This window comes from Bradyrhizobium altum (genome assembly GCF_020889705.1).
Classification (GTDB): Bacteria; Pseudomonadota; Alphaproteobacteria; order Rhizobiales; family Xanthobacteraceae; genus Bradyrhizobium; species Bradyrhizobium altum.
Genome location: NZ_JACMYP010000244.1, coordinates 1 through 13,199 on the forward strand (window position 1 = coordinate 1; position 13,199 = coordinate 13,199).

14 protein-coding genes and 1 pseudogene are annotated in these 13,199 nt (G+C 65.3%); 8 read left to right on the plus strand and 7 right to left on the minus strand.

Annotation, left to right across the window (positions count from 1 at the left end; genetic code table 11):
* The coding region (locus tag H8B02_RS37540) for an ACT domain-containing protein (protein ID WP_229170812.1) at positions 1-373 on the plus strand (373 nt) is incomplete at its 5' end.
* Between the two features lie 165 nt (positions 374-538).
* Here the strand turns inward: H8B02_RS37540 and H8B02_RS37545 are convergent.
* The 3 genes from H8B02_RS37545 to H8B02_RS37555 form a co-directional block, all read right to left on the minus strand.
* Positions 539-1,054, minus strand: coding sequence for a DUF1697 domain-containing protein (locus H8B02_RS37545; protein ID WP_229170813.1), 516 nt, complete (start codon positions 1,052-1,054; stop codon positions 539-541).
* A 7-nt stretch (positions 1,055-1,061) separates the two neighbouring features.
* Positions 1,062-1,703, minus strand: a complete 642-nt coding sequence (locus H8B02_RS37550) for a glutathione S-transferase family protein (RefSeq protein WP_229170814.1) — start codon at positions 1,701-1,703, stop codon at positions 1,062-1,064.
* 109 nt (positions 1,704-1,812) lie between these two features.
* Positions 1,813-2,118 carry a hypothetical protein gene (locus H8B02_RS37555; RefSeq protein ID WP_229170815.1) on the minus strand — a complete coding sequence of 102 codons (306 nt, stop codon included), beginning with the start codon at positions 2,116-2,118 and terminating at the stop codon, positions 1,813-1,815.
* A 221-nt stretch (positions 2,119-2,339) separates the two neighbouring features.
* Here H8B02_RS37555 and H8B02_RS37560 point away from each other — a divergent pair, with 221 nt between their 5' ends.
* Positions 2,340-3,092, plus strand: a complete 753-nt coding sequence (locus H8B02_RS37560; protein ID WP_229170816.1) for a dienelactone hydrolase family protein — start codon at positions 2,340-2,342, stop codon at positions 3,090-3,092.
* Between the two features lie 3 nt (positions 3,093-3,095).
* Here the strand turns inward: H8B02_RS37560 and H8B02_RS37565 are convergent, their stop codons facing one another.
* From H8B02_RS37565 to H8B02_RS37575, 3 genes are all read right to left on the minus strand, one after another.
* Positions 3,096-4,208, minus strand: a complete 1,113-nt coding sequence (locus H8B02_RS37565; protein ID WP_229170817.1) for a helix-turn-helix transcriptional regulator — start codon at positions 4,206-4,208, stop codon at positions 3,096-3,098.
* Between the two features lie 118 nt (positions 4,209-4,326).
* Positions 4,327-4,731 (minus strand): TfoX/Sxy family protein, encoded by a 405-nt coding sequence (locus H8B02_RS37570; protein WP_229170818.1) that lies wholly within the window; start codon positions 4,729-4,731, stop codon positions 4,327-4,329.
* A gap of 203 nt (positions 4,732-4,934) precedes the next feature.
* Positions 4,935-5,234: a hypothetical protein gene (locus tag H8B02_RS37575; protein ID WP_229170819.1), complete on the minus strand. Its 300-nt coding sequence runs from the start codon at positions 5,232-5,234 to the stop codon at positions 4,935-4,937.
* A 174-nt stretch (positions 5,235-5,408) separates the two neighbouring features.
* On the opposite strand from H8B02_RS37575, the gene H8B02_RS37580 reads away from it, so the two are divergent.
* From H8B02_RS37580 to greA, 4 genes are all read left to right on the plus strand, one after another.
* Positions 5,409-5,777 (plus strand): hypothetical protein, encoded by a 369-nt coding sequence (locus H8B02_RS37580; RefSeq protein ID WP_229170820.1) that lies wholly within the window; start codon positions 5,409-5,411, stop codon positions 5,775-5,777.
* Between the two features lie 401 nt (positions 5,778-6,178).
* On the plus strand, positions 6,179-7,414 hold the full coding sequence (locus H8B02_RS37585) for an efflux RND transporter periplasmic adaptor subunit (protein ID WP_229170821.1): 1,236 nt from the start codon (positions 6,179-6,181) through the stop codon (positions 7,412-7,414).
* The gene (locus H8B02_RS37590; RefSeq protein WP_229170822.1) at positions 7,411-10,557 is read left to right on the plus strand and encodes an efflux RND transporter permease subunit; all 3,147 of its coding nucleotides are present in this window, start codon (positions 7,411-7,413) and stop codon (positions 10,555-10,557) included. Before H8B02_RS37585 ends, H8B02_RS37590 begins: the two co-directional genes overlap by 4 nt.
* 130 nt (positions 10,558-10,687) lie before the next feature.
* Entirely contained in the window at positions 10,688-11,170 is a 483-nt protein-coding gene (greA, locus tag H8B02_RS37595; protein WP_229170823.1) for a transcription elongation factor GreA, read from the plus strand.
* Between the two features lie 17 nt (positions 11,171-11,187).
* Here the strand turns inward: greA and H8B02_RS37600 are convergent, their stop codons facing one another.
* On the minus strand, positions 11,188-11,826 hold the full coding sequence (locus tag H8B02_RS37600) for a GntR family transcriptional regulator (RefSeq protein WP_229170824.1): 639 nt from the start codon (positions 11,824-11,826) through the stop codon (positions 11,188-11,190).
* A gap of 122 nt (positions 11,827-11,948) precedes the next feature.
* On the opposite strand from H8B02_RS37600, the gene bioB reads away from it, so the two are divergent.
* Positions 11,949-12,944, plus strand: a complete 996-nt coding sequence (bioB, locus tag H8B02_RS37605; RefSeq protein WP_229170825.1) for a biotin synthase BioB — start codon at positions 11,949-11,951, stop codon at positions 12,942-12,944.
* 67 nt (positions 12,945-13,011) lie between these two features.
* A pseudogene (locus H8B02_RS37610) lies at positions 13,012-13,199 on the plus strand (8-amino-7-oxononanoate synthase); the annotation flags it as partial.

A 13,199-nucleotide genomic window follows, 5' to 3' on the forward strand; every position in this document is an offset into this window, starting at 1 on the left:
CGCCGCCGGCCTCGCGGCGGTGCTCGCGGCACCGGAGCGCTTTGCCGGCCGCAATGTCGGCCTCGTGCTCACCGGCGGCAATATCGACACCAGGCTGATCGCCTCGGTGCTGACCCGCGAGCTGGCGCGCGAGGGACGGCTGACCCAGCTGGCGCTCGACATCGTCGACCGGCCCGGCCAACTCGCGGCAGTGTCGATCCTGCTTGCGGACGCCGGCGCCAACATCATCGAGGTCTCGCATCAGCGCACCTTCTCCGACCTGCCGGCAAAGGCAACGCTGCTCGAGCTCGTAATCGAAACCCGCGACCGCGCCCATCTGGAAGAGGTGTTGGCGAGGCTCGGCGCCGAAGGATTCGCGGTGCGGGAGAGCTAGCAATGCTGTTCCTATCCGCGAGTCAAAGCACCTAACCCGTCATCCTGAGGCGCGAGCGGAGCGAGCCTCGAAGGATGAATCGGCCACCAGCCGGGCCGTGCATCCTTCGAGGCTCGCCGAAGTGGCTCGCACCTCAGGATGACGGGTTGGGTTCTCGGACTGGGCTCAATCCTCACCCGCCGCCAACTCGGCGAGCTTCGCGATCGTGTTGATGTTGCGCGCGGTGCCGTTGGCGGCGGCGGGGATCTTCAGCTTCGAGCGGCCCATGCCGCTGCCATAGGCGACATAGATCTCGCGCTTGCCGAGCCGCATCTGCTCGTCCTGCTGGCCCTTGATGTCCTTCAGGGCGTCCTTGGGCGGCGGCTCGTCGAGGAAGATCGCGACCGTCGTGTTCGGCGGCGCTTTCGGAAACGGATTGGCTTTCAGCACCGCGGCGATCTCGTCCGCGCTCCGCACTGCGACGCCGACCGGCCTGCCGGCATAGGCGTGCAGCCGCTTCTCCAGCGCGGCCTTGACCTTAGGCGCGCCGAGCTTCGAGGAGAACACGACATTGCCGCTGGCGATGTAAGTCTGCACGTCGGCAAATCCCTCGTCGACGCACATCGCCTTCAACTCGGTCATCGGCAGCTTGCCGGTACCGCCGACATTGACCGCGCGCAGCAAGGCGACATAACGCGGCATCACGATCTCACGTCAGCAGCAGCGCCATGCCGGGATCGCCCTTCTGCATCGCGCGCTGATAGGCCGGGCGTGCGGCGATGCGGCCGAGATAATTCCTGATGTTGGGGCAGCGGCCGAGGTCGTAGGACAGGAAATAGCGCATCGTCGTCAGCGAGAAGCCGATCATGATATCGGCCGTGGTGAACGCCTCGCCCGCGAGATATTTGGCGTCGCGCACCCGTGCCTCGATCAGATCGAACGAGCGGTCGACCCGCGCCCGGGTCGCGACCAGCATCGGATTGTCAGCAGCGAGGTTGAGCCGGTTCAGGATCATGCTGCGGCCCATCTGCGCCTGCAGCGTGCCGTTGGCGAAGTGAAACCAGTACAGGAACTGCGCGAAGTCGGGATGGTCCGATGTCAGCGTCAGCCGTCCATTGCCATACCTGGCGACGATATACTCGACGACCGCACCGGATTCGGCCAGCACCAGTTCGCCGTCGGTGATGACAGGCGCGGCGCCGATCGGATGCAGCGCCTTGTAGTCGGCCGGCGCCAGCATCGTGACCGGATCGCGTGTGGTGCACCTCAGCTCGTAGGGGATCTCCAGCTCCTCGCACAGCCAGACGATCCGCTCCGATTGCGACTTGCCGAGATGGTGAACGGTGAACATGCGCGCTCCTCATGCATTTTCGAGCGAAGTGGATACCGGTTCGCGTGAAGAAAATGCGTCAAAACAAGAATCGAGAGCCCCGTTCCGATTCAATCGGAACGGAAGAGGCTCACGCGTCCTCTTTCTTCTTCGCAGCCTTCTTGGCCGGTGGCGGCTCTTCCATCGCCTTCTTCATGGCGCGGGCATAGGCGTCGGCGGCGTTCTCCGCGGAATTCTGCAATCGCTTGGCGGTCGCGGTCGCGTTCAGGATCGTGCTCTTGGCGAGGAAGCGGAAGCGCGCCTTGGTCTCCTTGTCCTTGGCCTTGGCGGCGCGCGCGACCCAGACGGCCTGGCGCTTCTTGGCAGCCGCCATCACGGCCTTGGTCTGCGCTCTTGCGGTTTGCCGGATGACGGCGTCGAGGTCGGCTTCGGCCATTCAGATACACTCATTGACTGGACGTACGCCGGGGTGGGCGCACGGTGGGAGGAGGGGGAGGTATCACTAGCGCAACCCGCGCCGTTTGAACATGCGATCCTTTGCGATGCCCCCGAGGGGTGTAGCCCGGCAGATGGTTGCACGCTCTATCGGGCGTGCAGTTCGGCATGATATAGCGGCGCGGCCGGGCCGAGGGCCGCGCAGTCCAAATCGAGGTTTCGATGCAAGCGATCAGCCGAAGGAGCCTGCTTGGCGGCTTTGCCCTGCTGGCGGCGGCGTCTTCACTTGCGGCTGCGGCCGAGACGCTGACCGTCGATGCCGGCGAAGGCCGCGTCACGTTCAGCCGGTTTGCCTCGGAGCGCGGCAAGCGGCCGGCCGTGCTTGTCCTGCACGGCTCGCGCGGCTTCGATCTCAGGCCGCAGGCCTATCAGCGCTATGCCAAAGCGCTGACGGCAGACGGCATCGACGCTTATTTCGTTCGCTACTACACCCCGGCCGACGAGCAGGCATTCAGGACGCTGACCACGCGCGAAACCCGCGAGGCCTACGAGACCGGGCGCTTCGACGCCTGGGCCGCGCGGGTCTCGTCGGTGCTGTCGGCGGTGCTGGCGGGCGCGGACAGTTCCGGCCGGATCGGACTGCTCGGCTTTTCGCTTGGCGGCTACGTCGCGGCGGCCCGCGACGAGCGGGTGTCTGCGCTCGCCGTGCTGTATGGCGGTATGCCCGACAAGATCGCGCCGCAGGTCAAGCATCTGCCGCCGATGATCAAGCTGCACGGCGAGGCCGACCGCAACGTGCCGCTTGCCAGCGGTGAGGCGCTGGTCCGGCTCGGCAAGTCGGTCGGCGCCGCGGCGGAGATCGTCCGATATCCGGGCAAGGCGCACGGCTTCGACTTCGCGGACAATGGTCCAATGACGGCCGATGCAGTTAACCGTGTTGCCGGTTTCTTCCAGGCTCAGCTGAACGTGGCTTGAGTCTCAGTCGGCAGACGAACCCGGCGGCACCTTGGCGCCGGCGAGCAGTCCGGCCAATTCCACCTGTCGGCCGAGCCCGGTCTTCGCCAGCACGGCCTTGAGCTGGTTGCGCACCGTTTCGCGGGAGATGCCGAATGCGACGGCGATGGCCTCGACGGTTCGTCCTTCGCCGATGCCGCGCGCAACGCGCGCCTCGGCCGGCGTCAGGTCGAACAGGCCTTGCAGCACTTCCGCGGTCGGCACCTCCGATGGCACCACTGGCGTCACGATCACGATCGCCAGCGCGCGGTCGAATAGTTCGCGCGCGGCGCCCCGGATCGGGACCAGGTGCACGATCAGCGGCGGGCGATCGTCTTGTGCCGCGATCGGGACCGAGCTGACCTCGACGCCGATGAGCCCTTGATCGAGCGCCGCCACTGCCTGCGCGAACAACGCGTCAGCGCTAGCTGCCGCCAGCATCAGGCGATCGGTGCGATCCTGCATCACGTCGGGCACCAGGCGGTCGAACAGCGTGTTGGCCGTCATCAGACGGCCGCCGCGCCGCAGCACCGCCGCGGGCAGTCCAAGCATCCCCAGCGACTCGGTTGCCGCCCTGGCGCGCTCCATCCCGAGCCGCGCCGACAGCAGCGCCGCCCGCGCCAGATGCGGGCGCAGCGCGTCGAGTTGCTCGATCGCTTCCCGCTCGATCGGTCCGTGCTGGTATTCGCGCTCGACGCTGTAGATCAGCACGTCGCCGCTCGGCACCGGGATCGCGGTACCGGCGCCCCATCCGAGCCCGCGCGGGCGGAAGAACTCGCGGATCTGGAAATCCTGCTGCACTTCCTCGGGCGTATCGAACACGTCGATGTCACGCAGGAAGCCGGCGTGGTTGGCCGCGAGCAGGCGTGGCAACCGCCCGTTACGCTCGTGCCAGCCGCCTTCGACATAGGCAACCGTGTCGTCGTGCATGTCGGGAGATGCGACCCAGCGGACGTCGTGCGGGGCTGCCGTCAGCAGCACGATACCGCGCGCCCGCGCGATCGCGCCGACCTGATGCAGCACATTCGGCCAAAGCTCGGGGACGACAGCGGCCTCATAGGCCAGTTCAATCAGATGCGCGTGCAGGTCGTTCGCCATCAGCCATTCCAGGAAATACTGCTGCCCAATAGATAAGCCCATTGACCGCGAAAGTATTGCGTAGAGCAATTTAGCCCGAGCCACGAGTCCGGGCTTTCCCGGTGCGCGTCCGCGCGCATCACGAGGAATTGCGGCGTTTCGCCGGGCTCGTTCGCGATTTTCGTGCGGGCGCGAAGGGCCTCGCTCGTTTGGCTGCGCCCCGGCGCGCGGCGGCCAGCGCAGCCTGCGCCCAGACGACGAGTTCGTCTGGCTCATCAAGCAGCCGTTCCGGCACCCGCCAGAATGCGAGATCGATGGTCGCGCCCTGCTTGGCATAGTTGAGCGGCGGGCTCGTCGCCGCCTCCTTGAAGGTCTCACGGTTCTGATCGTCGACCCGCACGTAGAATGTATTGTCGGTGACCATCCCGAGCATCACGCCGTCGCAGAACACGCCGGTCTTGCCGAACATGCGCCGCATCGTGATGCGGCCGAGCGGCGCGAGCTGCTCGCGCAGGAATTCGGCATAGGCAGGACTGGCAACCATTCGCGGTCTCGCAGGGCAATCAGGCCTGCGGAATGATGACTGGAACCTCAGCGCCCGACAACTGCCGTGACGCGATCCGGAGTTTGCGAAGGAGGTTACCTGGATGGTTGGGAGCGGGTGAATTGGTCGAATGGCGAGGCTCGCAGGGAGCTCTCGCCCAGAGCTGTTGGGAGGACACCTCGGTGCCCTCCCGACAATCGCACTTAGTTGCAGCCGCAGCCGTGCGAGCGGCCGCCGCCAAGGACACCAGACAGGATGTTGGTGTTCTTGAGGCTGATCGGCAGGATGGCCGAGACGTTGGTCTTGTTGCCGTTCAGGACGTTCACGCCGCCACCGAGCACGTTGACGTTGTTGAGCGCGTTGACGTTGAGCGCGGAGACCGCAGTCGTGATCGGGGCGATCACGGAGCCGATCAGGGCGCCGCTACCACCACAGGGGCCACCGGCGAAGGCCGGCGAGGCGACGAGCGAGGCGAGCGCGACGGCGACGATATACTTCTTCATGACTTCCTCCGTTGTTATCAAGCCAAGCCGTTTGCTTGGTCGCCGCCACTGTCCACGTCTCGAATTCGCATACAACTTGAAGTGGCTCGTTGCTCTAATACTTACCGCGTCGGCGTCTATGGGGTGTCTTCGGGTGCGTTTCTCCCGCTGCACCTGGAAGCCGCGACGGGGCGGATGCGGCCGACCGTCGCCTCCGGATACATGCGTGACGAGAAGAAGTTTCTGATGTCGTCCGCCATCAGCAAGAACCCCGGCATCGAGCTTGCGGCCTACATTCATTTCGCCAACAGCCGCGCCAAATACACCGGCGCGGAGCTGGCGCATCTGCTCTGTCCGTGTCCGCTGTTCGTCGAGATCGGCAGCCGCGATGCTGCAAACGCGATCGACCTCGGGCGGGATGAGAAGTTCGCGGAAATGCAGGCCGTCTATACATCATCGGCCCATCCGCATCTGATCGACATGGACGTCTTCGACGGCGTGCACGAGGCCAGCGGCAAGCGCGCAAGGCCGTGGCTGTACGGCCATCTGGCGTCGCCGGCCTAGAGACGTCGCGTTTGAAGAACGCGATCGTGTTGTGAGGGACGGCCGCCACCCAAGCGGCGATACCTCGCCGAGCATGCACCGTCTTGCAGGCACCCACGCCTGACTTCGATCATGCCGAGGTCTTGCGCGCATCACGTTCATGGGAGCTCTCGTCGTCCGCGACGTGCCCCGCATCGGACGGCGCAGACGCAATCGCCCTGGCATTGCAGCGTCACGTCGCTATTCAAACCTATTAGCCATCGCTGGCGTCGGGCCGGGGCGATTACGTTACAGGATTGTCGGATTGGGCGGGTTATGATCTCCTGTAACGCACCTTGCCCATCCTGACCTTCTGCGGTCTGAGGGAACTCGACGTCATATCCGTCTCGTAGAGCTTGTTGGTAGCCGAAGGGTTGGACAGCATGAGTGGTACGGAACGAATGCTCGGTGGATTGGCAGGGCTTCTGGTATCGGCGGGATTGGCGGCTATCGGGATTTCGGCGGCCCATGCTCAGGCGGGACCGCCCGGGCCTCCTGCCGTGGGCGTGTTCGAGGCGGTGAAGCGGCCGGTCACCGAAACCAGTGAATTCCTGGGACGCATCGAGGCCCCCAACCGCGTCAACGTGGTGGCGCGCGTCACCGCGTTCCTAGAGAAGCGGAACTTCGTCGAGGGCTCCGAGGTCAAGGCCGGCGACCTGCTGTATCAACTCGAGCGCGGCCCGTTCGAGGCCGACCTAGCCTCGAAGAGGGCGCAAGTCGCCCAGTTGCAGGCGACGCTGGTCAACGCCAAGCTGACCACCGACCGCGCCAAATCGCTGCTCGGCGGACCGGCCGGCCAGCAATCGAGCGTCGACGCCGCAGTCGCCAACCAGCAAAGCCTCGAGGCACAGGTGCAGGCCGCGCAGGCGCAGGTCGACCTGTCCCAGATCAATCTCGACTACACCCAGATCCACTCGCCGATCGACGGCAGGATCGGGCGCACCGCAGTCACCGAGGGCAACGTCGTGACGCCAAGCTCGGGAATCCTGACGACCATCGTCAGCCAGGACCCGATGTACGTCACGTTCCCGGTGCCGGTGCGCGAGGCGCTCGATCTGCGCGAACGCTATGCGACGCGCGGCGGCTTCAAGGCCGTGGTCATCCGGGTGCGCCTGCCCGACGGCCGGCTCTACGACAAGGTCGGCGAGCTGAACTTCGTCAACAACACCATCGCGCAGAACACGGACACCATCTCCTTGCGCGGCACCATCCCCAACCCGTCGACGTACACGTCCGTCGCGGCCGGCGGCGCGGTCCGCGAACTGACCGACAATGAGTTCGTGACCGTGCTGCTGGAAGGCGTGCAGCCGGTCGAGGTGCTGGCGATCCCGCGCTCGGCGGTGCTGTCGGACCAGCAGGGCGAATATGTCTACGTCGTCGGCGCAGATAACAAGGCCGAGCAAAAGCGGATCCAGCTTGGGCAATCGACTTCGACGATTGCCGCGGTGACGAGCGGCATCGCGCTTGGCGACAAGGTGATCGTCGAGGGGTTGCAGAAGGTCAGGCCGGGCGAGGTGGTCGCGCCGGGACCCGCCAGCGCGCTGATCCAGTCGAGCATGAAGGTTTCTGCGGACGGCGGCGCCAGCAGCACGCCGAAATCGACGGGCAATAACCCATGATTTCCGCTGTCTTCGTCGATCGTCCGCGGCTTGCGATCGTCATCGCGTTCGTGATCACGATCGCGGGCGCGCTGGCGCTGATGCAAATCCCGGTCGCCCAGTTCCCGGACATCGTGCCGCCGCAGGTCACGGTCTCGGCCGTATTCCCCGGTGCTTCGGCCGAAGTCGTCGAATCGAGCGTCGCCCAGCCGCTGGAAGCGCAGGTCGTCGGCGTCGACAAGATGCTCTACATGAAGTCGACCAGCGGCAATGACGGCAGCTATACGCTGACGGTCTCGTTCGCGCTCGGCACCGACCCCGACATCAACACCGTCAACGTCAACAACCGCGTGCAGAGCGCGCTGGCGCAATTGCCGACCGAGGTGCAGGCGCAGGGCCTGACCGTGCAGAAGAAATCCTCGGCCGTGCTGCAGTTCATCGTGCTCTACAGCAAGAACGGCGAGCAGGACCCGCTGTTCATCACCAATTACGCCATCATCAACGTGCTGGACGCGATCTCGCGCACGCCCGGCGTCGGACAGGCCTCGCTGTTCGCCAAGCTGAACTATTCGATGCGGATCTGGTTCGACACCCAGCGCCTGACCAGCCTCAATCTGGCGCCGTCGGACGTGATCGCCGCGATCCGTGCCCAGAGCGTGCAGGCGCCGGTCGGCCGCATCGGCGCGCGTCCGATCAGCAACGACCAGCAATTCCAGTTCAACGTGCAGACCCAGGGCCGCCTGACGACATCCAAGCAGTTCGGCGACATCGTGCTGCGGGCCAATCCGGACGGATCGGTGCTGCGGATCAGGGATGTCGCCCGCGTCGAAATCGGCGCGCAGAACATGGATTCGGAATCGCGGATCGACGGCAATCCCGGTGTGCCGATGGGCATCTATCTCGCACCCGGGGCCAATGCCGTGACCACGGCCAAGGCCGTGCAGGCCACGCTCGCGAAGTTGTCGGAGCGGTTCCCGCCGGGGCTGACCTACCTCGTGCAGTACGACTCCACGACCTTCGTCTCCGATACGATCAAGGAAGTGATGAAGACGCTCGGCGAAGCCTTCGTGCTCGTCGTGATCGTGGTGTTCCTGTTCCTCGGCAATCTGCGCGCCACGGTGATTCCCGCGGTCGCGGTTCCGGTCAGCCTGATCGGCGCCTTCGCGGTGCTGCTGGCGCTCGGCTATTCCGCCAACACAGTCTCGCTGTTGGCGATGGTGCTTGCGATCGGCATCGTCGTCGATGACGCCATCGTCGTGGTCGAGAACGTCGAACGCGTCATGGAGGAGGAGCCGGAGCTGTCGCCGGCCGACGCCACCAAGAAGGCGATGGCGCAGATCACGGCACCGATCATCGCGATCTCGCTGGTGCTGCTCTCGGTGTTCGTGCCGATTGCGTTCATTCCCGGCATCTCGGGTACCCTGTTCCGCCAGTTCGCGGTGACGATCAGCGTCGCGATGGTGATCTCGGCGCTGAATGCGCTGACGCTGTCGCCGGCGTTGTGCGCCGTATTCCTGCGTCACGGCGGGCCGCGCCGCGGCATCATGGGACGGGTGCTCGGCGGCATCGACTGGGTGCGCGACCGCTATGCCGGCGTGGTGCAGCGACTGGTCCGCGTGGCGGTGTTGTCGCTGGTTGCGGTGCTGGTGTTTGCCGGCGCGGTGTTCGGCGTGTCGAAGATCACGCCGACCGGCTTCCTGCCCGAGGAGGACCAGGGCGCCTTCTTCATCGCGGTGCAATTGCCCGACGGCGCGTCGGTGGCGCGCACCAGCGAGGTGACCAAGCAGGTCGAAGCGATCCTGAAGAAGAATCCGGCGGTCGACCACGTGCTGTCGATCATCGGCTTCTCGCTGCTCGACGGCGCCAGCGAGCCCAATTCGACATTCATGGTGGCGCGCATGAAGCCGTTCGCCGATCGCAAGGCTGTCACCGACTCGGTGCAGGCCGCGATCCGGCAAACCTTCATCGCGGGATCGCAGATCCGTTCAGCCTCGGTGCTGCCGTTCAACCTGCCGCCGATCATCGGGCTCTCGACCTCCGGCGGCTTCGAATATCAGCTCGAGGCGCTGGAAGGGCAGGATCCGGCTGCCCTCAGCAGCGTGATGGGTGGGTTGATCGGCGCCGCGAACCGCAATCCAAGTCTGACCAGGGTGTTCTCGACCTTCACCGCGACGAACCCGTCGGTCTATCTCGATATCGACCGCGCGAAAGCGCAGGCGCTCGGTCTCAACATGGCCGACGTGTTCACCGCGCTGCAGGCCACGCTCGGCGGCATCTACGTCAACAATTTCAACCTGTTTGGCCGCACCTGGCAGGTCAACGTGCAGGGCGATGCGGCGGACCGCGGCGACATCCCCGACATCTGGCAGATCTATGTGCGCAACACCGGCGGCGAGATGGTGCCGATCCGCTCGATCGCAAGCTTGCGGATCGTCACCGGCCCGCAGGTGATCACGCGCTACAACAATTATCGCTCGGTCACGGTGAACGGCAGCCCGGCGGCGGGCGTGTCCTCGGGCACCGCGATTGCGACGATGGCCGACCTGTCCAAGACGACGCTGCCTTCAGGCTATTCCTATGAATGGACCGGCACGGCCTATCAGGAGCAAGCGGCCTCCGGCCAGACCGGCATTATCCTCGCGCTCGCGGTGCTGTTTGCCTATCTGTTCCTGGTGGCGCTGTATGAGAGCTGGACGATCCCGATTCCGGTGCTGCTGTCGGTCACGGTCGGCGTGCTGGGCTCCTATCTCGGCATCAAGCTCGCGGGCCTCAATCTCGATCTCTACGGCCAGATCGGTCTCGTGGTGTTGATCGCGCTCGCCGCCAAGAACGGCATTCTGATCGTCGAATTCGCCAAGGAGCAGCGCGAGGCCGGCAAGCCGATTGCGGAGGCCGCGACGATGGGCGCGCAGATGCGCTTCCGCGCGGTCATGATGACCTCGATCGCCTTCATCCTCGGCCTGGTGCCGCTGGTGGTCGCGACCGGCGCGGCGGAAATCAGCCGCCGTGCGGTCGGCACCGCGGTGTTCGGCGGCATGCTGGCCGCGAGCTCGATCGGCATCTTCCTGGTGCCGATGCTGTTCGTCACCTTCCAGGGCTGGCGCGAGGGTGTAAAGAACCGGTTTGGTCGTCGGGGCAAGGCGGACCAGCCGGCGTCGCACTAGCGTATGATCCGGAAGGATCATGCGTGAACAACGAGCTAATCTGCGATGACGATCCAGCCTAATCCCATCGCGCATTAGCGGCGCGGGCGAGGCGGGGCTATACTACCCGCCTCAGCGATGGAGTTCTGGATTGAGCGTTGCCTTCACCAAGGAAGAAAGTGCCGAGACCGCGTCCGAAACGCTGTTGCCGGACCGCCCGATTTCGCCGCATCCCAATCTGGTGACCGAAGCAGGACGCAAGGCGCTGGAGCGCCAGCTCCTGGAGGCACGCGAGGCCTACGAGGCCGCGCAGCAGCTGGACGACGTCAATGAACGGCGACGGCAGTCGGCCGTGCCGCTGCGCGACACACGCTATCTGACGGAAAGGCTCCGCACCGCGCAGGTCGTGCCCGACCCTGCCTCGGCCGAAACCGTTGCCTTCGGCAGCACCGTGACGTTCAGCCGCGCCGATGGCCGCGTGCAGACCTATCGCATTGTCGGCGAGGACGAGGCCGATCCAAAGGCCGGCTCGATCTCTTTCGTCTCGCCGGTGGCAAGGTCGCTGATGGGGAAAGCCGTGGGCGACGTCGCAGGCTCGGGCGCCCAGGAGCTGGAGATCGTGGCGATCGCCTAGCGGATCGCAGCTCCCGATCACGCCGCCGGCAAGGCAAGCCGCTCGATCGTCTGAATATGCCGCGCGAGCAGGCTACAGGCTTGCTCGATGTTGCGCGCGCGCAGGGCCTGCAGGATCACGCGATGATCCTGGCTCGGCCGTGGTCGCCAGCCGGCGTTGCGCGCCATCGCGAACACCAGTCGTGAGTTCGCAAGTTGCAGGCCGTCGAGGCTGGCGAGCAGACGCGGCATCGCGCAAGGCGCCACCAGCGCGTGATGAAAGGTGCGATTGGCCAGTTCGAATTCCTGAACCGTCTCAGCGTTGTCGCCTTCGATCAGCGCGGCCTCGATCCGTGCCAGATGGGCCGACGTGAATTTCGGCGCCGCGTTGCGCAGCGCGACCACCTCCAGCGCGGCGCGCATCTCGGCGATCTCCTTCACCGACTTGGTGTCGAGCGGAGCAACCCGCGCCCCGCGACGGGGTACGGCAACGACCAGATGCTGCGCCTCCAATTGCCTGAAGGCCTCGCGCACCGGGACGTGGCTGGAATGAAATTCCCGCGCGACATGGTCCTGCCGGAGCGGAGCATCCGGCGGCAATGCGCCGCTGATGATGCGCTCGCCGATCGCCTCGGCGATGCGCCCGGCAGTCGTCGTGTTCTCACCCTCGCTGGTCATAGATTATCTATCACAAAAACGGGTGCGCTCATGATCGGGCTCAGCTAGCATCATTCTAAGTCCAATATCATAGATAATATACAGAATTATCTATGATTTACACAAGTAAGAAGGCAAGCCCGATGGTTGATGTCGTTGAGATCGAACGGACCGACAGCCGCAGCAGCGCACCGCTCCGCAAGAACTGGGAGCGCGCCGAGGCCGAGGCGCTCTACAACCTGCCGTTCGCGGACCTGATGTTCCAGGCGCAGGGCATCCATCGCGCCAACTTCAATCCGAACCACGTCGAAACCGCGAGCCTGCTCAGCATCAAGACCGGCGGCTGCCCGGAAGACTGCGGCTACTGCTCCCAGAGCGCGCATTACGACACCGGCCTGAAGGCCACCCGTCTGATGCCGCGGGACGAGGTGATCGCGGTCGCGCAGCGCGCCAAGGACGCCGGCGCAACCCGCTTCTGCATGGCCGCGGCCTGGCGCAGTCCCAAGGACCGCGATCTCGATCAGGTCTGCGACATGGTCAGCGCGGTGAAAGGGCTGGGCATGGAAACCTGCGTCACGCTCGGCATGCTGACGCCGGACCAGGCCGAACGCCTCTCCGACGCCGGGCTCGATTTCTACAACCACAACGTCGATACCTCGCCGGAGTTCTACGACAAGATCATCACCACCCGCACCTTGCAGGACCGCATCGATACGCTCGCGCATGTACGCGATGCCGGCATCAAGGTCTGCTGCGGCGGCATTATCGGCATGGGTGAACAGGTCGAGGACCGGCTCGGCATGCTGATGCTGCTTGCCAATCTCCCGAGCCATCCGGAGAGCGTGCCGATCAATCTGTGGAACGAGGTCAAGGGCGTGCCGGTCAACGACACCGCCGAGCGGCCCGATCCGATCGCGCTGGTGCGGCTCGTTGCGACGGCGCGGATCATGATGCCGAACAGCGTGGTGCGGCTGTCGGCCGGTCGGCAATACATGACCGATGAGCTGCAGGCGATGTGTTTCCTCGCCGGCGCGAACTCGATCTTCATCGGCGACGTGCTGCTGACCACCAAGAACCCGCAGCGCGATCGCGACGCCGATCTGCTCGACCGGCTCGGCATCACATCCAGTCTCGCCTGACCGCAACCTCCGGCACGCGCGCGGCGTCATTCGCCGCGCGAACCAACCACCATCCTGAGAGTAAAGCATGAGCGCAATCCATGCGGCGAAGGCCGCTGATTACGCCGCGGCCTTGCACGCCCTGAGCAAGGACGATCGGCTGCGCGGTCTCAAGCCGCGCGCGGGCATCGATTTCGTATCGAACGACTATCTGGCGCTCGCGAGCGCGCCACGCATCAAGCAGGCCGTGTCGGCCGCGCTCGAGGCCGGCACGCC